The organism is Variovorax sp. W1I1, assembly GCF_030815625.1.
In the GTDB taxonomy this organism is placed as follows: Bacteria; Pseudomonadota; Gammaproteobacteria; order Burkholderiales; family Burkholderiaceae_C; genus Variovorax; species Variovorax paradoxus_C.
On sequence record NZ_JAUSWZ010000001.1, the window covers coordinates 674215 to 694699 of the forward strand.

A 20485-nucleotide genomic window follows, 5' to 3' on the forward strand; every position below is an offset into this window, starting at 1 on the left:
GAGATTCCCCCGTGCTGCTGACGTTGGTTGTCGTCTATCTGCTGGTCACCATCGCCATCGGGCTCTACGCCGCCAAGCGGGTGAAGAACACCACCGACTTCGCCATTGCCGGGCGGCACCTGCCGCTCTTCATGATCGTCACAACCACCTTCGCGACCTGGTTCGGGTCCGAAACGGTGCTCGGCATCCCGGCCAAATTCATCGAAGGCGGGCTGAACGGCGTGGTGGAAGACCCGTTCGGCGCCGGCACCTGCCTGATCCTGGTGGGCCTGTTCTTCGCGGGCAAGCTCTACCGCATGACGCTGCTGACCATCAGCGACTACTACCGCGAACGCTACGGCCGCACGGTCGAGGTGGCCTGCACGCTGATCATCATGCTGAGCTACCTGGGCTGGGTCTCGGCGCAGGTCACGGCGCTGGGGCTGGTGTTCAACGTGCTGTCGGCCGGCGCCATCAGCATTCCGATGGGCATGGTGATCGGGGTCATCTCGATCCTGGCCTACACGCTCTTCGGCGGCATGTGGTCGGTGGCGGTGACCGACTTCATCCAGATGATCATCCTGGTCGCCGGCCTCGCGATCATCGCGATGTTCGCCGGCAACATGGCCGGCGGCGCCGACAAGGTGGTCGCCTTCGCGGTCAGCAAGGACCTCTTCAAGTTCTGGCCCGAGCCCAACTGGCACGACATGGTGTTCTTCTTCGCCGCGGCCATCACGATGATGCTGGGCTCCATTCCGCAGCAGGACGTGTTCCAGCGCGTGATGTCGGCCAACAGCGTGAAAGCCGCGACCCGCGGGCCGGTGATCGGCGGCGTGGCGTACATCCTCTTCGCCTTCGTGCCGATGTTCCTCGTGGCCAGCGCGCTCCTGATCATGCCGGACGAGGTGGCCGTGCTGCTGAAGGAAGATCCGCAGAGGGTGCTGCCCACGCTGGTGCTGCAGAAGATGCCGTTCGTGATGCAGGTGCTGTTCTTCGGCGCGCTGCTGTCGGCCATCAAGTCGACCGCCTCGGCCACGCTGCTGGCCCCGAGCGTCACCTTCACCGAGAACATCTGGCGCCAGTTCCGTCCGTCCGGCACGGACCGCGAGAACCTCCGGACCATGCGCATCACGGTGCTGCTGTTCAGCGCCGCCGTGCTGGCCTACGCAATCCGCATGCAGGGCACGCCGATCTACGAACTGGTTTCGGGCGCCTACCAGGTGCCGCTGGTGGGGGCGTTCGTGCCGCTGGTGTGCGGGCTGTATTGGCGCCGCGCCACCACGCAAGGGGCGGTGGCGTCGATCCTGCTGGGCATCGGCACCTGGCTGTTGTTCCTGGCGTTGCCCTGGGGCGCCGTTTTTCCGGCGCAACTGGCGGGCGTTCTGGCCTCGTTCACCGGCATGGTGGCCGGCTCGCTGCTGCCGCAGTGGGTAGCGAACACTCACACGCCGCATCGGCCGCTGGCCACCGAAGCGGCCTGAGAGCGCCCCGGCGGCGGGGTGGGCCCTTATAATCGAGGGCTTTGCGAGCGGCAGCTGCGCCGCTTCTGGACCCTATTTCCCCATGCCCATCTACGCCTACAAGTGCAGCGCCTGCGGCTTTGCCAAGGACGCTTTGCAGAAGATGTCCGACGCGCCCCTCACGGTGTGCCCGGCGTGCGGCGCCAGCGCCTTCGAAAAGCAGGTGACGGCCGCCGGTTTCCAGCTCAAGGGATCGGGCTGGTACGTGACCGATTTCCGCGAAGGCGGCGGCAAGAAGGCCGAGCCGGCCACTGCTCCCGCAGCGAGCGAAGGCGCCAAGTCCGCCGACTCTTCCTCTTCTTCCTCCAGCGCCGCCGCGCCGAGCCCTGCTCCTGCCCCGGCGCCCGCTCCCGCCCCGGCTCCTGCCGCCAAGACCGGCGACTGAGACCCCACCCATGCTCGCCCTGCGCAAATGGTTGTTCTCCGGCTTGCTGGTGATCGTTCCGCTGTTCATCACCCTGGCGGTGCTGAAGTGGATCATCGACACGCTCGACCAGACGCTGTGGGTGTTGCCGGTCGTATGGCAGAAATGGCTGTTCGACAACAACATCCGCGGGCTCGGCGTGCTGCTCACGCTGGCGATCCTGCTGGTGGTCGGCGCCATCGCGAGCAACTTCGTCGGCAAGCGCCTCCTCGGCTGGGGCGATGCCGTGGTGCGGCGCATTCCGGTCGTGCGCTCGATCTATTCGAGCGTCAAGCAGGTGTCGGACACGCTGTTCTCCGAGAACGGCAATGCATTCCGCACAGCGGTGCTGATCCAGTGGCCGCGCGAAAACGTGTGGACCATCGCCTTCGTGACCGGCGCGCCGGGCAACGAGGTGGCCGAGCACCTGGGCACCGAGGAATTCCTCAGCGTCTACGTGCCGACGACGCCCAATCCCACGGGCGGCTACTTCGTCATGCTCCGCCGCAGCGACTGCGTCGAACTGAAGATGAGCGTGGACGAAGCGCTCAAGTACATCGTCTCGATGGGGGTGGTCGTTCCAGGCGGCCCCGCCACGGTGGCGATCAAGCCATCCAACTCATAAAAACGAACGCGCCACGACGGCGCCGGAAGTCATCCCTATGGCCATGCGTACTCACTATTGCGGTCTTGTGACCGAAGCCCTGTTGGGCCAGACCGTCACCCTGTGCGGGTGGGTCAACCGTCGCCGCGACCACGGCGGCGTGATCTTCATCGACGTGCGCGACCGCGAAGGTTACGTGCAGGTCGTGTGCGACCCCGATCGCGCCTCCACCTTCGCCGTGGCCGAGAACCTGCGCAACGAGTTCTGCGTGCAGATCACCGGCCTCGTGCGCTCGCGCCCCGAGGGCACGACCAACGACAGCCTCAAGAGCGGCAAGATCGAAGTGCTCTGCCACGAGCTGAAGGTGCTCAACCCGTCGGTCACGCCGCCGTTCCTGCTGGACGACGACAACCTCTCGGAAACCACCCGCCTCACGCACCGCGTGCTCGACCTGCGCCGTCCGGCCATGCAGCGCAACATGATGCTGCGCTACAAGGTGACGATGGAGACGCGCAAGTTCCTCGACGCCAACGGCTTCATCGACATCGAGACGCCGATGCTGGGCAAATCCACGCCCGAAGGCGCGCGCGACTACCTCGTGCCCAGCCGCGTGCATGACGGCAGCTTCTTCGCGCTGCCGCAGTCGCCCCAGCTCTTCAAGCAACTCTTGATGGTGGCCGGCTACGACCGCTACTACCAGATCGTCAAGTGCTTCCGCGACGAAGACCTGCGCGCCGACCGCCAGCCCGAATTCACGCAGATCGACATCGAGACCTCGTTCCTCGCCGAAGAGGAAATCCGCGAGATGTTCGAAGGAATGATCCGCAACGTGTTCCGCAACGCCGCGGGCATCGACCTGCCGGTGTTCCCGACCATGACGTACGGCGACGCGATGTTCAAGTACGGCTCGGACAAGCCCGACCTGCGCGTGAAGCTCGAATTCACCGAACTCACCGAACTGATGAAGCGGGTCGAGTTCAAGGTGTTCTCGAACGCCGCGACGCAAAAGGACGGTCGCGTGGTCGCATTGCGCGTACCCGGCGGCGGCGGCGAGGGCGGCCTCTCGCGCGGTGAAATCGACGCGTATCAAGAGTTCGTCAAGATCTACGGCGCCAAGGGCCTGGCCTACATCAAGGTGAACGACGCGGCTGCCGGCCGCGAAGGCCTGCAGAGCCCGATCGTGAAGAACCTGGACGACAACACGCTGGCCGAGATCATCGCCCGCACGGGTGCGCGCAACGGCGACATCCTGTTCTTCGGCGCGGACAAGGAAAAGGTCGTCAACGACGCCATCGGCGCGCTGCGCGTGAAGATCGGCCACAGCGCCTTCGGCAAGAAGAGCGGCCTGTTCGACGATCGTTGGGCGCCGCTCTGGGTGGTCGACTTCCCGATGTTCGAGTTCGACGAGGAAGGCCAGCGCTGGAGCGCCGTGCACCATCCGTTCACCGCACCGAAGGACGGCCATGAAGACCTCATGGACACCGCGCCCGAGAAGTGCATCGCCAAGGCCTACGACATGGTGCTCAACGGCATCGAAATGGGTGGCGGCTCGGTGCGTATCCACCGCGAGGAAGTGCAGAGCAAGGTGTTCCGCGCGCTGAAGATCAGCGCCGAGGACGCACAGCTCAAGTTCGGCTTCCTGCTCGACGCGCTGCAGTACGGCGCCCCGCCGCACGGCGGCATCGCCATCGGCCTGGACCGCCTGGTCATGCTGATGACCGGCGCCGAGTCGATCCGCGACGTGATCGCCTTCCCCAAGACCCAGCGCGCGCAGGACCTGCTGACGCAGGCGCCGAGCCCGGTCGACGAGAAGCAACTGCGCGAACTGCACATCAAGCTGCGGAACACGCCGCAAGCCGCAGCCTGAGTCCGGCGGGTTGGCTCGGGCAGTGTGGTTGGCTAAAATGGCTAATCACTCCCCGGAGCCAGCCATGCAGATCACCGCCACCGAAGCCAAGAACCGATTCGGCTACTACCTCGGCCAAGCCGAGCGCGAACCGGTGCATGTGATGAAGAACGACCGCGTGGCGGTCGTTCTTGTTTCCGCTGCGCGTTTTGCGGAACTCGAAGCGCTGGAGCAAAAGAAATCGATGGCTCAGCGCAAGCGCGAGTTCAATGCGCAATACAAGGAATGGATCGCCGCACAGAACGAACTGGTGGAGAAACACGGGCTGTGGTGCGAGGGCATGGTTGCCTGGCAGGATGCACCTTGAATGGCACAGTTCGACATCTACGAGAACCCTCGGCTCGAAGCGCGCCGGACGGTTCCCTACGTCGTTGACGTACAAAGCGGCCTGCTAGATCATTTATCGACGCGCCTTGTAGTTCCAGTATTTCGCGTCGGTGCGCGTCAAGCGCCAGGCAATCTGTGCCCGACAGTGGAAATGGACGGAGAGACTTTGTCTTTGATGCCGCACTTGGCGGCTCCTCTGTCAGCAAGACTTCTCAAGCAACCAGTCGCCTCGCTCGCGCCCCGCGCTGGTGAGGTGGCAGCCGCATTCGATGCTGTGCTCAGTGGGTTCTGATACGCGCCCCTTCAAGATCCCCGAATCGGTGCTGGTCGTCATCCACACGCCGGCGCTTGACGTGCTGCTGATCCGGCGTGCCGATGCCAACGAGTTCTGGCAGTCCGTCACCGGCAGCAAGGATGCGGTCGATGAGCCCCTCGGGCTCACCGCGGCGCGCGAGGTGGCCGAGGAAACCGGCATCGAATGCGGCGAGGGCACCGCGCTGGCCTCGCAACTGGTCGACTGGCAACTGAGCAATATCTACGAGATTTATCCAGGCTGGCGCGCGCGCTACGAGCCCGGTGTCACGCACAACACCGAGCACCTGTTCGGCCTCTGCGTGCCCGAGCGCCTGACGCCCCGCCTTGCGCCGCGCGAACACACCGACTGGCAATGGCTGCCGTACCGGGAGGCTGCCGACGCATGCTTTTCCCCATCGAACGCCGAAGCCATTCTGTTGCTGCCAGAATTTGCGCGATGAACCAGCCGCCAGCCGCAGCAGCAGCCAACAACCTCCGGGTCGCGACCTACAACATCCACAAGGGTGTGCAGGGCATCGGGCCCGCCCGGCGGCTCGAAATCCACAACCTCGGCCACGCCATAGAGCAGCTCGACGCCGACATCGTCTGCCTGCAGGAAGTGCGCAAGATGAACCGGCAGGCTGCGGCCCGTTTCGCGCGCTGGCCTGAGCTGCCGCAGGCCGACTTCCTCGCGCCCGAGGGCTACACCGCCGTCTACGAAACCAACGCCGTCACGCGCCATGGCGAGCACGGTAATGCGCTGCTCACGCGCTGGCCGGTGATTCGCACCGGCCACCAGGACATCTCCGACCACCGCTTCGAACAGCGCGGGCTGCTGCACGTCGTGATCGAGGTCGAAGGCCAGCCGGTGCACGCCATCGTGGTGCACCTGGGCCTCATCAAGGGAAGCCGCGTGCGGCAGATCGCGCGCCTGCGGGAATTCATTGACCGCGAAGTGCCGGCCCACGAGGCCGTGGTCGTGGCCGGCGACTTCAACGACTGGGGCGCGCGCATGCGCTACGCCATGAACGCGATGGGCCTGCGCGACGCCAGCGACCTGCGCGGCCCGCGCACGCTCACCTATCCCTCGCGGCTGCCGGTGGCGCAGCTCGATTTCGTCTACGGCCGCAAGCTCGAGCCGCTTTCCTGCACCGTGCCGCGCGGCCCGATCTGGGCGCGGATGTCCGATCACCTCCCGCTGGTAGCTGACTTCACGCTACCTAATTGATAGCATTGCTCCAAGAAGGGACGGGCGTTGCAGCCCGAATGTCCTGGAGCCATTCACTGGTACGATCCCCGCCATGCTGAGGAAAACCGACGTCGAACCGCTCCCCGATCGAAAAGACGATGACGAGGGCACGCCCGTCTCCGTCAAGATCCGCGAGCGCCTGAATGCAGCGCGAAAGCGCTTCAATGCCAACGACAACATCGCCGAGTTCATCCAGCCTGGTGAACTGGAGTCGCTGCTCGACGAGGTCGAGGTCAAGATGAAGGCCGTGCTCGAGAGCCTCGTCATCGACGTCGAGAACGACCACAACACCGACAACACCGCGCGCCGCGTCGCCAAGATGTATTTGAACGAGGTGTTCCGCGGCCGCTACGTGCCGCCGCCCCCGCTCACCGAGTTTCCCAACGCCGAGCACCTGAACGAGCTGATGATCGTCGGCCCGATCACGGTGCGCAGCGCCTGCTCGCACCACTTCTGCCCGATCATCGGCAAGCTCTGGATCGGCGTGATGCCCAACGAGCACACCAACGTGATCGGCCTGTCGAAGTACGCGCGCCTGGCCGAGTGGGTCATGGGCCGTCCGCAGATCCAGGAAGAAGCGATCGTGCAATTGGCCGACCTGATCCAGGAGAAGACCCGGCCCGACGGCCTGGCGCTGGTGATGGAAGCCGAGCACTTCTGCATGGCCTGGCGCGGCGTGAAGGAAATGGACAGCAAGATGATCAATTCCGTCATGCGCGGCGTGTTCCTCAAGGACCCGAGCCTGCGCCGCGAATTCCTTTCCCTGTTGCCGAGAAAGAGCTGAACATGCTGGTCCGTCTTCTCTACGCAAGCCGCGCCGTCGACACCAGCCCCGCGGCCATCGAGGCGATCCTCACGCAATCGCGCACGCACAACCCGGCGTGCGGCATCACCGGCATCCTCTGCTACGGTGCCGGCACCTTCCTGCAGGCGATCGAAGGTGGGCGCGATGCCATCAGCGATCTGTACGGCCACATCCAGCGCGATGCGCGCCACAAAGACGTGGTGCTGCTGCACTACGAAGAAATCTCCGAGCGTCGTTTCGGCGGCTGGACGATGGGGCAAGTCAACCTCTCGAAGCTCAATGCCTCTACGCTGCTCAAGTACTCCGAGAAGCCCGAACTCGACCCGTACAAGGTCTCGGGCAAGGTCTCGCTGGCGCTGCTCGAAGAACTGATGGCCACCGCCGCCATCGTCGGCCGCCACTGATCCCGGTTCCACCGGGGTGCCGTTTTCCGCCTTCGCACTGATCCTGCTGGCCGGGGTCATTCACGCCAGCTGGAACATCGCCGCCAAGAAGGCGAACGGCGACGCGCGCTTCGCGTTCCAGAGCGGTGTGTTCATGGCCCTGGTGTGGGCGCCCGTGGGCATCACGCTCGGCTGGAGCGTCGTGCCGACCTGGGGCATGAAGGAGTGGGGCTTCATCGCGCTGAGCGGCGTGCTGCACGTCTTCTATTACGTCATTCTTCTGCGCGGCTACCGCAAGTCGGACCTCACGGTGGTCTACCCGCTGGCGCGCGGTTCGGGGCCGCTGCTGTCTTCGCTGGTGGCGATCCTGTTCCTCGGCGAGAAGATCAGCTTGGTCGGCGTGGCCGGCATCTTCGGCGTGGTGCTCGGCGTGTTCCTGGTGGCCGGCGGTCCGCGCCTCTTTCACAGGAAGCACGACCCCATCCAGCGCGAACGTGTGCAGAAAGGTATCCGCTACGGGGTGCTGACGGGCGCCTTCATCGCGGCCTACACGGTGACCGACAGCTATGCGGTCAAGTTCCTCGCGATGTCGCCGATCCTGCTCGACTACATGAGCAACTTCGTGCGTCTCGCGCTGCTGCTCCCCGCCGCGCTGCAGGACCGCGCGACGACCGCGCGCATGTGGCGTGAGCAGTGGAAGTACGCGCTGCTGGTGGCGGCGATCAGCCCCGTTTCGTATGTGCTCGTGCTCTATGCGGTGCAGCAGGCGCCGATCTCGCACGTCGCGCCGGCGCGCGAGGTGTCGATGCTGTTCGCCGCGTTGATCGGCGGGCACCTGCTGCGCGAAGGCGACCGGCTGTTGCGGCTGCTGGGCGCGCTCTTCATCGCTGCCGGCGTCGTGGCGCTCGCACTGGGCTGAACGAAGGCGAGTGATGCTCTTCGGCTGCGATTTCTCGAGCGCACCGACGACACGCAAACCGATCGTGTTGGCCATCGGGGAGATGGCTGGCGCCGACAGCGTCGCACTGACTGGTCTGCAGCGCTTCGCGACGCTCGAAGCGTGGGGCGAATGGCTCTGCGATACGCCTTCGTGGGTCGGCGGTTTCGACTTCCCGTTCAGCCTGCCGCGCGAACTTGTCGAACACCTGAAATGGCCGCTCGAGTGGGCGCCGCTGATGGCGCATTACGCGAGCCTCGGCCGCGCCGAGATCCGCGACACCTTTGCTGCCTTCTGTGCGGCACGACCCGTTGGCGGCAAGTTCGCGCATCGCGCGGCAGATGCACCCGCAGGGTCGAGCCCGTCGATGAAGTGGGTCAATCCGCCGGTCGCCTTCATGCTGCACGCCGGCGTGCCGCCGCTCGTTGCAGCCGGTGCCAGCCTGCCAGGCCTGTACGTGGGCAGCCACGAGGGCCGCATCGCGCTGGAGGCTTACCCGGGCCTGCTGGCGCGCGAGCTGATCGGCCGCCGCAGCTACAAGAGCGACGACCTTGCAAAGCAGACGCCCGAGCGCCTTGCGGCCCGCACCGGCCTGCTCGCCGCACTCGAGGCGGGCACGACGCGGCTCGGCCTGCGGCTCCGGCTCGATGCCGATCAGCGCGCCGAATTGCTGGCCGACGCGCGCGGCGATCACATTGATGCGGTGCTGTGTCTCCTGCAGGCCGCCTGGGGCCTGCAGCGCGCCGCAAGCCCCGGTCCGGGCTACGGATTGCCCGTGGATTTCGATCCGCTGGAGGGATGGATCGTCACGGCTTGAGCCTTGTTGTCCTACACCGCTTCGGGGTGCCGGCGATACCCCACGGGTTGCAGGTGGCGACTAGATTGAAGCAAGTGGGCCATTCCGGTCCACCCGTCTCGATCCATCGATATCTACTCAGGAAGGAAACGACATGAACAAGGACCAAGTGGCAGGCCGCGTCGAGGAAGCCAAGGGCAAGCTCAAGGAAGTGACCGGCAAGGTTGTCGGCAACGAGAAGCTCGAAGGCGAAGGCGTCGCCGACCAAGCCGCCGGCAAGGTGCAGAAGACCTACGGCGACGTGAAGGAAAAGGCCAAGGACGCCATCAAGTCGGGCGCCGACAAGTTGTGACCGGCCCGGGTTGCGCCTTCAAGGCGCAACCTGTTTTTCTCGTTCCATTCCATGTGAAGCATGCGAACGATCGACTGGAGGATTCCAATGAAAAAACCCCAACAACCCATGGCCATGCCGCATTCGCGCGCATGGCTCGCCGTGCTCGTGGCCGGCGCCGCGCTGACGCTGGCCGCCTGCGACAAGTCGGACAACCGCACCGCCGGCGAGAAGCTCGACAGCGCGGTGGCCAAGACCGAGCAGGCGGCCGAAACCGCCGCCGCCAAGACCGGCGAAGCCGTGAAGGACGCCAAGGCGAAGCTCGATGCCTCCGGCACCACTTCCGAGATGAAGGAAGGCATGGCCAATGTGAAGGAGGCCGCCAAGGACGCCGGCACCGCCGTGAGCGCGACGGTCGATGACGCGGCCATCACCGCGTCGGTGTCCGCGGGCCTCGCGAAGGACCCGGACCTGAGCGCGATCAAGATCAACGTCGACACCAAGGGTGGCGCGGTGAGCCTGAAGGGCCCGGCACCGACGGCAGCCGCGAAGGCCCGCGCCGAGGAAATCGCCAAGGGCGTGCAGGGCGTGACCTCGGTGAGCAACGAACTGGAAGTGAAGGGCTGATCGTTCTTCTTTCTTTCGGCCCCAGTGAAAAAGCCCGGTTCGTCCGGGCTTTTTCATTGGGGCGGGACCGCTCGGGCCCGAATCTTTCTGACGCTCAGTGGCCGAGCCAATCCTTCAACTCGTCGGCGTGTTCTTCCTCGTCGGAAAGAATGTCTTCGAGCATGCGGCGGGTTGTCGGGTCCTTGTCGCCGATCAGCACGATCATCTGGCGGTACGCCTCGACGGCAATGCGCTCGGCCACCAGGTTGGCACGCACCATGGCCTGCAGGTCGGTCGATTCGTCGTAGCCGGCATGGCTGCGCTCCAGCAGGTGTGTCGGGGCGAAATCGGGTTCGCCGCCCAGTTGCACGATGCGCTCGGCAATGCGGTCGGCGTGGGCCGATTCTTCGTTGGCGTGCACCAGGAATTCTTCGGCAATCGCCGGGGACTCGACGCCGTTGGCGGTGAAGTAGTGGCGCTTGTAGCGCAGCACGCACACCAGCTCGGTGGCGAGCGCGTCGTTCAGCAGCTTCACGACATCGTCGCGCCATGGGCCGTAGCTGGGCGTCACGGCGCCTTCGTCGAGGCTCCGGCTTGCAGCGTCGAGAGCGCCTTGGTCGAGCTCCAGGTGCTTGTGCGGCTCGGTTGTCTTCTGGGAGGAAGCATTGGCATTCATATGGGGTCCTTTCGTGGGGAGCTTGGGGTCTTCTGCATCAACGTGTTGACGACGTCAGCCACATCGGATGTCTTCAGCACCGCTGCCAGCACGGCAGTGACCGACAGCAGTCGCCATGGCTTAACGAGCACCAGCAATGCACCGGTGGCTGCGGCGGCGGCCATGAGCTTGGCGGGCTCCTTGCGCGCGTAGTGCTCCAGCAACGGGCGAGCGAGCTGGCCCATCGCATGGGCCGGATGGCGGCGCCACCAGCGCTGCGCGACGCTGCGGGCCACGCCGCCCCAGATGCTGTTGCCGCCTCTGCGGGAAGCGTGCCGTTCATGCGCCGGCTCCCCCGAAGCGTCGTGGTGCGCGTATTCGAGTTCGTCGTCGGTATCGCCATCGAGCGCCTGACGATCGTGGTCGCGAGCCTCGCCGCCTTGGAGTTGCCGCACCAGCGCGCGGCGCGAATTGGCAAGGCGCTGCTGCGGAGTCAACGAGGAACGTTCGGTATTAGCGGCCATGGTCGGCTCCAGCAGTGCGCAAGGCCTGGAGGTCGGCCTCCAGTTGCGTGCGAAGGTCGTCGAAACCGTAGCTTTGGCTGGGGCGCGTTGCATACCAGCCGCAGACAGCCGCAATCACCACGGCCACCGCCGGCACGGCCACCAGCACCCAGTGAAAGCTGCCATGCAGCACGCCCAGCAGAACGGCCACGCCGATCAGACCGAGGGCCAGCATGACGCTGGCTGCTGCCAGCACGCCCGCGACGATGCGGGCGACGAGGCCGCGCCCGGCCTCAGCAGACTCTTGGCGGACGAGGGCGGCGTAATTGGCGAGGTGTTCAGCAACGAGGTCCGGATGCCCGAGCACCGTGGAGAAAATCGGATGAAGCATGGTGCCGGGGATCGAGGGAACTGAGAAAACTCAAGCGATCAGTAGTCGTCCCGGCTGCGGCGGCTGGCCAGCACGATGAGCGCCGTGATGGCGGCGCCTGCAGCGGCGGCCAGCAGCACCGAGCGAACGGGCTGGTCGGAGATGTAGCGGCCGGTGACGTCGGCAGCGGCCTCGAGGCGGCGCTGCGCACGTGCGCTGGTGGTCGATGCGGCGTCCAGGCCGCGCTGAACGGCTTGCTGCACGCGGGCTGCGAGCTGCTCGACGGCAGGCTCGGTGTCGCGGCGCAATTCGCGGACCTTTTCGCCCGCCGCATTCACCGCGTTCTGTGCATAGGCGCGGGTCGATTCGACCGCGTCGTTGGCGGTCTGGCGCGCCTCGTCGGCGAGTTGCGAAGGGGTCTTGGTCGTCGTGTTCATGGGAGAGTCCTTTCCGGGGAGATGAAATGCGGGAGCCTGTTGATCGTAACTACGCTACTTGCGTCGTAGCAAGCCAGCCAGGAAGCTCGCGATGGCGAGCACGGCGAAGATCACGAAAAGAATCTTGGCGATCCCGACTGCACTGGCTGCAATCCCACCAAAGCCGAACAATGCGGCAATGAGTGCGATGACCAGAAACACCACGGCGTAATGCAACATGTGGAACTCCTTCGAGGCTTCCCTCGTTGTTTTTGAGAACGGCGCATCCGGTCTTCATGGGAAGCATCGGATGGCACAGGAGCAACCTTAAGTGGGGCCTCTTCGGCACCCTGTCAGCGACCGGGGGCGGGGAGCGTAGGAGACGACCGAGTCCGCCCGCGCCGGGGTGTGACGCAATGCCGTTCTGCGGATCGCGCTCAGGCCGGCTTGACCACGGGTAGCATCGCGCTCAGGCGCGTGCCCCGGCCGGGCGTCGACGAAATCGTGAGCTTGCCGCGCGCCGCTTCCACCCGGTGGCGCATGCCCGCCAGCCCGTGCGTGGACGGGCGCATGCGCTGCGTGTCGAAGCCCTTGCCGTTGTCCGAGACCTCCACGATCACGTGGTTCTCGTAGTTCTTCATCACGATCGTCGCTTCGCCGGCCTCGGCGTACTTGCCGATGTTGGTCAGGCTCTCCTGCACCATGCGGTAGATCGTGAGCTGGCGCGATTCGTCCAGCGTCACCGGCTCCAGCGCCATCTCGACCTGCAGCCCCGAGCGCTCGGCGAACTCGCGCCCCAGGATCTCCAGCGACGCGACCAGCCCGAGGTTCGACAGCGACGAGGGTCGCAGGTCTTCGATGATCCGCCGCTTGAGCGCGATGCCGCTGTTGAGCAGTTCGGTCAGATGCTGCAGGCGCGTGGTGGCGTCGGGCGACTCCGCCAGGCGCGACTTGAGCCGCGCGACGTCCAGCTTGGCGGCGGTGAGCAGCGAGCCGAGCTCGTCGTGCAGCTCGCGCGCGAGATACCCGCGCTCGGTTTCCCGCACGTCCTGCAGGTGGGTGGCCAGCTCGGCCAGCGAGGCGGTGCGCTCGCGCACCTCGTCTTCGAGCGCGTTGCGCTCGCGCTGCAGGGCTTCCTGCTGGCGCTCGCCGATGGAGCGCAGGGCGTGCGTCTGCCGAAGGTAGAGAAAGAAGGCGATCAGCGCCGCGAGCGCCACCACGGCCGTGCCGATGCGCGCGAGCTGCAGCGACCGCAGCACTTGCGTCTGGCCGTCGTGCAGGGTCTTGTTGCTCACCTTGACCAGCTGGAGCGCGGTGGCGCGGATGGCCTCCATTTCCTCCCGCCCCACATCGGTCGTGATGACGAATTTCCAGGCGTCTTCCTTGCCGTCCTGGCGCAGCCGCACGCTCATGTCCATTTCGGCGACTTTGCGCAGCACGTGCTTCGAGAGTTCGGCGATCTGGGCCGTTTCGGCCGGCCGTTCGGCGTACAGCTGCCGCAGGGTCGCGAGATTGCCGTCGACCTCCTTGATCGCCGTGTCGTAGGGCTGCCGGTAGCTGGCTTCGCCTGTCAGCAGATAGCCCCGCTGGCCGGTTTCGGCGTCCAGCATGTTCTGCAGGATCTGGTTGACCACGCTGCGCCCCTTCTGCGCCTCGTCGATGTCCGCCAGGGCGCGGGTGGACTGGCGAAATCCGGCCTCGTTGATACCGACGAGGGCCAGCGCGGCCAGCGCCGCGAGCAGCAGGCTCAAGGCCATTCTTGGAGGGGCTAGCCAGTGCATGAAACTTTCAAAGCTATGTTCAACGCAAGTTCGTCAATAATTGACAACATTCAGGGACCGGCATGTTGCGGCCGAGATGCGCGCAACACAACGACGAAAGTAACAGATGATCAAAATTGGAATTGTGGACGACCACGCCATCGTGCGGTCTGGACTCCGGCAGTTCTTCTCCGAGCACGTGGACCTGCGCGTGGCGGGCGAAGCGGCCAGCGGGCGCGAAGCCATCGAACTCGTACGCACCACCGAACTCGACGTGCTGGTGATGGATCTCTCCATGCCCGGGCAGAGCGGCATCGACGCCCTCGCCATGATCCGCGCCAAGGCGCCGGATGTCGGCATCCTGATCCTGAGCGGCTACCCCGAAGAACATTACGCGATGAACCTGATCCGTCAGGGCGCGAGCGGCTACCTGAACAAGGAATGCGATCCGATCGAGATCGTGAACGCCATCCGCACCATCTCGCTGGGCCGCCGCTACATCACGCCCGCCGTGGCCGAACTGCTCGCGCGCCAGCTCGACCGCAAGGACGACGCCGCGCCGCACGAACAGCTCTCGGAGCGCGAGTTCCAGGTGTTCCTGAAGCTGGCCAAGGGCGAGACCGCAGGCGACATCGCCAAGACGCTGTCGCTGTCGGTGAAGACGGTGAGCACCTACCGCACGCGCTTGATGGAGAAGATGAATCTCTCCTCCAACAGCGACCTCACGTACTACGCGCTGAAGAACAAGCTCATCGACTGAGCTTCCAGGCCTCGGGCTCGTTTCAAGGCGAAGCGCGCAACGCCTTCGCCTGCTCGATGCAGAAATCGACCAGCGCGTCGATTTCATTCGATTTGTCGAACACCGCGTCCACACCGAATTCGGCGCAGCGCCGCCGGATGTCGGGTGTCGCGTAATTGCTGAGCACGACCACCTTCTGGGTCGGCTTGCGTGACTGGCAGGCCTGCAGAACCCCCAGCCCGCTTCCCTGCTTGAGGAAAAGATCGACGATGGCAAGGTCCCACTCGTTGCCGGCGCCGAGCAGCCAGGCACGCGCGCGATCTTCGGTCTCGGCGAATCCGACGACCGTGGTGCAGGTGAGTTCTTCCAGAGTGCCAATGAGGTTTTCACGGATCGTGAGGTTGTCTTCGACGACGTATGTCTGCAATCTGGAGTCCATGCCGAGCCGCGCTTCCTCTCACGTTGGCGGATGCATCCCTAGCATCGTCCCGCTGACGGGAATGCCTGCAGAGGAGCTTGAGGCTCCGCCGAAGCGCATCATGCAGGGTTCATGGACCGGGCGTTGTAGGCGTGTTCCGACGAGGTCGTTGGCGGTGCGTTGCCCGTAGGCAATACCGCACGGTTGTTGCGGTTCGTTGCCGACCCGGCGATCGACGCAGGAAGGTTATTCAGACGATATGGCTACGAACATCCTTCGCACTCGCCCGCTGTGGCAAAAACTGCTGGCTTCGCTCGTGCTGCTGTTCGTCGCCTTGCTGCTTGTCCTCATGTTCTTTCCGTGGGACGTGCTGCGTGAGCCGGTCAACCGCTACGTGAGCGAGAAGACCGGGCGCAAGTTCGAGATCACCCGGCGGCTCGATGTCGATCTTGGCTGGCGCGCCGCCACGGTGAAATTCGACGGCATCGAATTCGCCAACCCTTCGTGGGCGCGCGACCCCTATCTCGTGAAAGCGGACCGCGCCGAGTTCGACATCCGGATCTGGCCGCTGGTCACCAGCAAGATCGTCATTCCGCGCCTCGCGCTCTTCTCGCCCACGCTCGGGCTGCAGATGGAGCAGGACGGGCGCCGCACCTGGGCGTTCGGCAAGGACACCTCCGACGGCGGCACGGTGCCGAGCATCGGCCTCATGCAGATCGACAGCGGGGCCATCGATTTCCTCGCCAAGCACCTGGGCGTCGACCTGCACGCCGACGTCAAATACGACACGAGCCTGGGGGCGATGCCTCTCAGCTACCGCATCAAGGGCCGCTACAAGGGCCAGCCGCTGACGGCCGACGGCCGCACGGGCAACGTGCTGCAGATCAACGCGGCCGGCGCGCCGCCGTTTCCGCTCGAGATCAACGCGGCGGCGGGCCAGACCAAGCTCAAGGCGTCCGGCACCGTGGCCGAACTGGCGAGCCTCGACGGCGTCGACGCCAAGTTCCAGCTCAAGGGCCAGACGTTGGGCGCGCTGTTCCCGCTGCTGGGCATCGCGCTGCCGCAAACCTCGCCCTACGCGCTGAGCGGCGACCTCAGCAAGCGCGGCACGCTCTGGCAGGTGGCCGGGCTCAAGGGCAAGCTGGGCCTGTCCGACATCGCCGGCGACATGCGCTTCGACCAGGCCACCCAGGTGCCCTACCTGGCCGGCGACCTGCGCTCGAAGGTGATGGACATGGACGACCTCGGCCCGCTCATCGGCCTGCCGCCTACGTCGCGATCGGCCACCGCGGTCGAAGGCGTGGCGCCGCCGCCGAGCATCACGCAGGTCAGGCGCCCGGCCGGCGCCAAGGTGCTGCCGACGGCACCACTGGATTTCGAGCGCCTGCGCGCCATGAACGCCGACGTCAAATACACGGCCGACCGCATCCAGAACGTGCGCGAGATTCCCCTCGACCGCGGCAGCGTGCAGGTGAAGCTCAAAGACGGCGTGCTGACGCTCGATCCGCTCGACCTGGGCGTGGGCGGCGGCAAGCTGGCCGGCGCGATCCGCATCGACGCGGCGAAGAATCCGGCGGACATCCGCGCCTCGCTCGACCTGCGCGGCATGCAGCTCGCGCGCCTGTTCCCCAAGCTGGAAACCACGGGCAACAGCGTCGGGCGGATAGACGGACGGCTCAATCTTTCGGGCTCCGGCAACTCGGTGGCCACGTGGCTCGGCGGCTCGTCGGGCGATGTGGCGGTGCTGGCGGGGCGCGGACAGTTCGGCAACCTGCTGCCGGTGTTCGCAACGCTGGTGGGCGGGGACATCATCAAGTTCCTGCTGCGTGGCGATCGCAATGTCGAGTTGCGATGCGCGGCCGTGGCGTTCGACGTGAACAAGGGGCTGATGACGGGCCGCACGCTCGTGGTGGACACGACGAATGCCTTGTTCACCGCCACCGGGCAGGCCAGCCTCGCGAACGAGACGCTGAACTTCGAGGTGCACCCGGAGCCCAAGTCGAAGAACATCCTTTCGCTGCGCACGCCGCTGGTGGTCCGCGGCACGTTCGGCGATCCCTCGGGTGGCGTCGCGGTGGGTCCGCTGGCCGGACGCGGGCTGGCCGCGCTCGCGCTGGGCGCCGTCAATCCGCTGCTGGCGCTGGCCGCGACCATCGAGACCGGGCCGGGCCAGGATGCCGATTGCAAGGATGTGGTGGCGGGCGCCAACAAGCCCACCGCTGGTGCCGCGGCTCAGGGTGCAGCCCGGGCCAAGGGCGCAAAGCAGCCTTGAGTCTTTAAAGGAACGGGGCGGCGGCGCGCTGCGCGCAGACGCTGCAGTGCGGATCGCGCGCCACGCGCAGGGTGTCGAAGCTGGTGCTGCGCCCGTCGAACATCAACAGCTTGCCCGCGAGCGATGGGCCGATGCCCGCGAGCATCTTCAAGGCTTCGCTGGCCTGCAGCGTGCCGATGGTCCCGACGACGGGACCGAACACACCCAGTACCGCGCAACGCGTTTCCTCGAAGGCCGCATCGGGCGGGAAGAGGCAGGCGTAGCAGGGGGAGGCCGCATCGCGCGTGTCGTACACGCTCAACTGGCCATCGAAGCGGATGGCAGCGCCTGCCACCAATGGCTTGCCGTGCGTCACGCAGGCGCGATTCACGGCATGGCGGGTCGCGAAGTTGTCGCAGCAATCGACCACCACGTCGGCCGCCGCAACGAGGCGTGACAGCAGGGCCTCATCGGCGCGCAGGGCGTGGGTCTCGATGGCGATGTCGGGGTTGATGTCGCGCATCGCCTGTGCGGCGGACTCGACCTTGGGGCTGCCCACGCGGGCGTTGGTGTGAGCAACCTGGCGCTGGAGGTTGGTGAGGTCGACTTCGTCGTCGTCCACCAGCGTGATGTGGCCGACGCCGGCTGCCGCCAGGTAGAGCGCCACCGGAGAACCCAATCCACCGGCACCGATGACCAATGCGCGGCCGGCACTGACGCGCGCCTGGCCGTCGATGCCGAACTCTTCCAGAAGAATGTGCCGCGAATAGCGCAGCAGGTCGTGATCGTCCATGCGCGCCCGGGTCTTCGCAAATGAAGAAGCCGCCGCCGGGTCGAACCGCACCTTGCGTGCGGTCCGTTCACCGGCTTCAGTTTTCCTTCTTTTCGTCCTTGTTTTCCACGATGACCTGTGTCTTGCTCACGAGCACAGGCTGGCCCTTGAGGCGGTTGAGCGCCTGCACCAGCGGGAAGTCCTTGTCGGTGCCGAACTCGGGCGTCTTGCGGTCCTGCGGCGGCTTCTTGGCTTCTTCCTCGAGGCGCTTGCGGGCTTCATCGCGGGCCTTTTCGCGTTCCGGGTCCTTGGTCTCGGGGCCCTGGCCGCTGGCCAGGTGCTTCTCGAGATCGGCCTCGCGCATGCGAAGGGCCGCGAACGGGCTGCCTTCGGCGCTTTCGTCGACCAGCACGTTGGGCACGATGCCCTTGGCCTGGATCGAGGTGCCGCTCGGCGTGTAGTAGCGCGCCGTGGTGATCTTGAGACCGGTGTCCGGGCCGAGCGGGCGCACGGTCTGCACCGAGCCCTTGCCGAAGGTCTGGCTGCCCATGACGATCGCACGCTTGTGGTCCTGCAGGGCTCCGGCCACGATTTCGCTCGCGGAGGCCGAGCCTTCGTTGACCAGCACCACCAGCGGCACGTTCTTCAGGGCGGCGGGCAGGTTGCGCAGCGGGTCGCTGCCGGAGCGGCGCTGGTAGAACTCGGGCGCCGCCTTGTAGACCGACTTGCTCTCGGCCAGCTGGCCGTCGGTGGTCACCACCGTCACGTTCTCGGGCAGGAAGGCCGAAGACACCGCCACCGCCGCGTCGAGCAGGCCGCCCGGGTCGTTGCGCAGGTCAAGCACCAGGCCCTTGAGGTTCGGCTCTTCCTTGTACAGGTCTTCGACCTTCTTCACGAAGTCGTCGACGGTGCGTTCCTGGAACTGCGACAGGCGGATCCACCCGTAGCCCGGCTCCATGATCTTGCCGCGCACCGACTGGGTACGGATTTCTTCGCGCGTGATCGTGACCGGGAAGGTGCGGCTCTCGTCCTTGCGGAAGATGGTGAGCAGCACCTTGGTGTTGGCCTCGCCGCGCATGCGCTTGACCGCCTCGTTGAGCGAGAGGCCGCGCACGGCGGTGTCGTCGATCTTGGTGATCAGGTCGTTGGGCTTCAAGCCCGCACGGAAGGCCGGCGAGCCTTCGATGGGCGAGACCACCTTGATGAGGCCATCTTCCTGGGAGATCTCGATGCCGACGCCGACGAAGCGGCCGGTCGTGCCTTCCCTGAATTCCTTGAAGGACTTCTTGTCGAAGTACTGGGAATGCGGATCGAGCCCGGCGACCATGCCGGAAATGGCGTCGGAAATGAGCTTCTTTTCGTCGACCGGCTCGACATAGTCACTCTTGACCATGCCGAACACGGCGGCGAGCTGCTGCAATTCCTCGAGCGGGAGCGGCGCAAGCGATCCGCGTGCGACCGTCTGCAGGGAGACGGTGGTCAGGACGCCAGCTACGGCGCCGGCGGCGACCCAGCCGGTGATCTTCAGTTTCTGGCCCATCATGAGTGGTTGTCCTTGTCGGCGGCTGTCGAACCAATATACACAGCTTGGAAGCAATTTGTTTGCCGGGGTTCCACGGGGGGACCGGCACGCGGGGGTTTTCTTTTCAGCCCTTGCCTTGCGAAGCCACCGCGGCCGCGGCCTTTTCGGCAGCGGCTGCATCGCCGAGGTAGTAGTGGCGCAGGGGCTTCAAGTCGTCGTCCAGTTCGTAGACCAGCGGAATGCCGTTCGGGATGTTCAGCCCGACGATGGCGTCGTCCGAGATGCCGTCCAGGTACTTCACCAGCGCCCGGATCGAGTTGCCGTGGGCCGCCACGACCAGGCGGCGCCCGGTGCGGATGGCCGGCGCCATCGATTCGTTCCAGAACGGCAGCACGCGTGCGACCGTGTCCTTCAGGCACTCGGTCAGCGGAATCTGCTCGGGCGAGAGCTTGGCGTAGCGCACGTCGCTGCGTTCGCTGCGCGGATCGTCCGCTTCCAGCGGCGGCGGCGGGGTGCTGTAGCTGCGGCGCCAGACCAGCACCTGCTCGTCGCCGTACTTCTTGGCGGTTTCGGCCTTGTTCAGGCCCTGCAGGCCGCCGTAGTGGCGCTCGTTCAGACGCCAGGAATGCACCACCGGCAGCCAGGTGCGGTCGAGTTCGTCGAGCGTGTGCCAGAGCGTGCGGGTGGCACGCTTCAAGACGCTGGTGTAGGCCACGTCGAAGTCGTAGCCCTCGGCCTTGAGCAGCCGGCCGGCCTGCTTGGCCTGCTCCACGCCGGTCTCGGTCAGGTCGACGTCGGTCCAACCGGTGAAGCGGTTTTCGAGATTCCAGGTCGATTCGCCGTGGCGGATCAGTACCAGTTTGTGCATGTCGGAGGCCTTTGGATGCGCTTGGGAAAACCAGCATTCTAAAATCCCGGGTTTGCCATCCAAGGAACCCC

General features: G+C 65.7%; 26 protein-coding genes. 16 read left to right on the forward strand and 10 right to left on the reverse strand.

All coding sequences use genetic code 11. The annotated features are described in order from the left end of the window. Positions 1-11 precede the first annotated feature (11 nt). The 14 genes from QFZ83_RS03295 (at position 12) to QFZ83_RS03360 (ending at position 10161) form a co-directional block, all read left to right on the forward strand. Positions 12-1460 carry a sodium:solute symporter family protein gene (locus QFZ83_RS03295; protein WP_307502599.1) on the forward strand — a complete coding sequence of 483 codons (1449 nt, stop codon included), beginning with the start codon at positions 12-14 and terminating at the stop codon, positions 1458-1460. A gap of 82 nt (positions 1461-1542) precedes the next feature. After that, entirely contained in the window at positions 1543-1884 is a 342-nt protein-coding gene (locus QFZ83_RS03300) for an FmdB family zinc ribbon protein (RefSeq protein WP_306881746.1), read from the forward strand. Positions 1885-1894: 10 nt separating this feature from the next. Continuing rightward, positions 1895-2527 (forward strand): DUF502 domain-containing protein, encoded by a 633-nt coding sequence (locus tag QFZ83_RS03305; protein WP_306881747.1) that lies wholly within the window; start codon positions 1895-1897, stop codon positions 2525-2527. A 37-nt stretch (positions 2528-2564) separates the two neighbouring features. Then, positions 2565-4373 carry an aspartate--tRNA ligase gene (aspS, locus tag QFZ83_RS03310; protein ID WP_013543161.1) on the forward strand — a complete coding sequence of 603 codons (1809 nt, stop codon included), beginning with the start codon at positions 2565-2567 and terminating at the stop codon, positions 4371-4373. 64 nt (positions 4374-4437) lie between these two features. Continuing rightward, positions 4438-4719, forward strand: a complete 282-nt coding sequence (locus QFZ83_RS03315; protein WP_307502602.1) for a type II toxin-antitoxin system prevent-host-death family antitoxin — start codon at positions 4438-4440, stop codon at positions 4717-4719. Continuing rightward, a complete protein-coding gene (locus QFZ83_RS03320; RefSeq protein ID WP_307502605.1) occupies positions 4720-5031 on the forward strand; it encodes a CcdB family protein in 312 nt (103 codons plus the stop codon). Beyond that, a complete protein-coding gene (gene nudB, locus QFZ83_RS03325; protein ID WP_307502609.1) occupies positions 5021-5494 on the forward strand; it encodes a dihydroneopterin triphosphate diphosphatase in 474 nt (157 codons plus the stop codon). Before QFZ83_RS03320 ends, nudB begins: the two co-directional genes overlap by 11 nt. After that, positions 5491-6261, forward strand: a complete 771-nt coding sequence (locus QFZ83_RS03330; protein WP_307502612.1) for an endonuclease/exonuclease/phosphatase family protein — start codon at positions 5491-5493, stop codon at positions 6259-6261. Before nudB ends, QFZ83_RS03330 begins: the two co-directional genes overlap by 4 nt. Before the next feature lie 73 nt (positions 6262-6334). Then, positions 6335-7066 carry a GTP cyclohydrolase I gene (gene folE, locus QFZ83_RS03335; RefSeq protein ID WP_013543156.1) on the forward strand — a complete coding sequence of 244 codons (732 nt, stop codon included), beginning with the start codon at positions 6335-6337 and terminating at the stop codon, positions 7064-7066. A 2-nt stretch (positions 7067-7068) separates the two neighbouring features. Beyond that, positions 7069-7491 (forward strand): BLUF domain-containing protein, encoded by a 423-nt coding sequence (locus QFZ83_RS03340; RefSeq protein ID WP_306881751.1) that lies wholly within the window; start codon positions 7069-7071, stop codon positions 7489-7491. A gap of 16 nt (positions 7492-7507) precedes the next feature. Then, positions 7508-8389: an EamA family transporter gene (locus QFZ83_RS03345; protein WP_307502616.1), complete on the forward strand. Its 882-nt coding sequence runs from the start codon at positions 7508-7510 to the stop codon at positions 8387-8389. 13 nt (positions 8390-8402) lie between these two features. After that, positions 8403-9224: a DUF429 domain-containing protein gene (locus tag QFZ83_RS03350; protein WP_307502620.1), complete on the forward strand. Its 822-nt coding sequence runs from the start codon at positions 8403-8405 to the stop codon at positions 9222-9224. 133 nt (positions 9225-9357) lie between these two features. Further along, positions 9358-9555 (forward strand): CsbD family protein, encoded by a 198-nt coding sequence (locus QFZ83_RS03355; RefSeq protein ID WP_206175166.1) that lies wholly within the window; start codon positions 9358-9360, stop codon positions 9553-9555. An 87-nt stretch (positions 9556-9642) separates the two neighbouring features. Further along, positions 9643-10161 carry a BON domain-containing protein gene (locus tag QFZ83_RS03360; RefSeq protein ID WP_013543151.1) on the forward strand — a complete coding sequence of 173 codons (519 nt, stop codon included), beginning with the start codon at positions 9643-9645 and terminating at the stop codon, positions 10159-10161. Between the two features lie 94 nt (positions 10162-10255). Here the strand turns inward: QFZ83_RS03360 and QFZ83_RS03365 are convergent, their stop codons facing one another. From QFZ83_RS03365 to QFZ83_RS03390, 6 genes are all read right to left on the reverse strand, one after another. Beyond that, positions 10256-10816 (reverse strand): bacterioferritin, encoded by a 561-nt coding sequence (locus tag QFZ83_RS03365; protein ID WP_307502624.1) that lies wholly within the window; start codon positions 10814-10816, stop codon positions 10256-10258. Then, on the reverse strand, positions 10813-11319 hold the full coding sequence (locus tag QFZ83_RS03370) for a hypothetical protein (RefSeq protein WP_307502626.1): 507 nt from the start codon (positions 11317-11319) through the stop codon (positions 10813-10815). The genes QFZ83_RS03365 and QFZ83_RS03370 overlap by 4 nt, the downstream gene beginning before the upstream one ends. After that, on the reverse strand, positions 11309-11689 hold the full coding sequence (locus QFZ83_RS03375) for a phage holin family protein (RefSeq protein ID WP_307502629.1): 381 nt from the start codon (positions 11687-11689) through the stop codon (positions 11309-11311). Before QFZ83_RS03375 ends, QFZ83_RS03370 begins: the two co-directional genes overlap by 11 nt. Before the next feature lie 38 nt (positions 11690-11727). Then, entirely contained in the window at positions 11728-12105 is a 378-nt protein-coding gene (locus QFZ83_RS03380; RefSeq protein ID WP_013543147.1) for a hypothetical protein, read from the reverse strand. A gap of 54 nt (positions 12106-12159) precedes the next feature. Continuing rightward, entirely contained in the window at positions 12160-12324 is a 165-nt protein-coding gene (locus QFZ83_RS03385; protein ID WP_013543146.1) for a DUF1328 domain-containing protein, read from the reverse strand. Between the two features lie 197 nt (positions 12325-12521). Beyond that, entirely contained in the window at positions 12522-13841 is a 1320-nt protein-coding gene (locus QFZ83_RS03390) for a CHASE3 domain-containing protein (protein WP_041943025.1), read from the reverse strand. 130 nt (positions 13842-13971) lie between these two features. Here QFZ83_RS03390 and QFZ83_RS03395 point away from each other — a divergent pair, with 130 nt between their 5' ends. After that, the gene (locus QFZ83_RS03395) at positions 13972-14604 is read left to right on the forward strand and encodes a response regulator transcription factor (RefSeq protein ID WP_007837167.1); all 633 of its coding nucleotides are present in this window, start codon (positions 13972-13974) and stop codon (positions 14602-14604) included. Between the two features lie 22 nt (positions 14605-14626). On the opposite strand, the gene QFZ83_RS03400 is transcribed toward QFZ83_RS03395, so the two are convergent. Continuing rightward, entirely contained in the window at positions 14627-15022 is a 396-nt protein-coding gene (locus QFZ83_RS03400) for a response regulator (RefSeq protein ID WP_013543144.1), read from the reverse strand. A gap of 238 nt (positions 15023-15260) precedes the next feature. Here QFZ83_RS03400 and QFZ83_RS03405 point away from each other — a divergent pair, with 238 nt between their 5' ends. Beyond that, a complete protein-coding gene (locus tag QFZ83_RS03405; RefSeq protein ID WP_307502636.1) occupies positions 15261-17273 on the forward strand; it encodes an AsmA family protein in 2013 nt (670 codons plus the stop codon). A gap of 4 nt (positions 17274-17277) precedes the next feature. On the opposite strand, the gene QFZ83_RS03410 is transcribed toward QFZ83_RS03405, so the two are convergent. The 3 genes from QFZ83_RS03410 to gpmA form a co-directional block, all read right to left on the reverse strand. Next, on the reverse strand, positions 17278-18045 hold the full coding sequence (locus QFZ83_RS03410) for a molybdopterin-synthase adenylyltransferase MoeB (RefSeq protein ID WP_013543142.1): 768 nt from the start codon (positions 18043-18045) through the stop codon (positions 17278-17280). 76 nt (positions 18046-18121) lie between these two features. Beyond that, positions 18122-19564 (reverse strand): S41 family peptidase, encoded by a 1443-nt coding sequence (locus QFZ83_RS03415; protein ID WP_041943962.1) that lies wholly within the window; start codon positions 19562-19564, stop codon positions 18122-18124. Positions 19565-19670: 106 nt separating this feature from the next. Then, complete coding sequence (gpmA, locus tag QFZ83_RS03420) at positions 19671-20414, reverse strand: 2,3-diphosphoglycerate-dependent phosphoglycerate mutase (RefSeq protein ID WP_013543140.1); 744 nt, start codon at positions 20412-20414, stop codon at positions 19671-19673. Positions 20415-20485 lie beyond the last annotated feature (71 nt).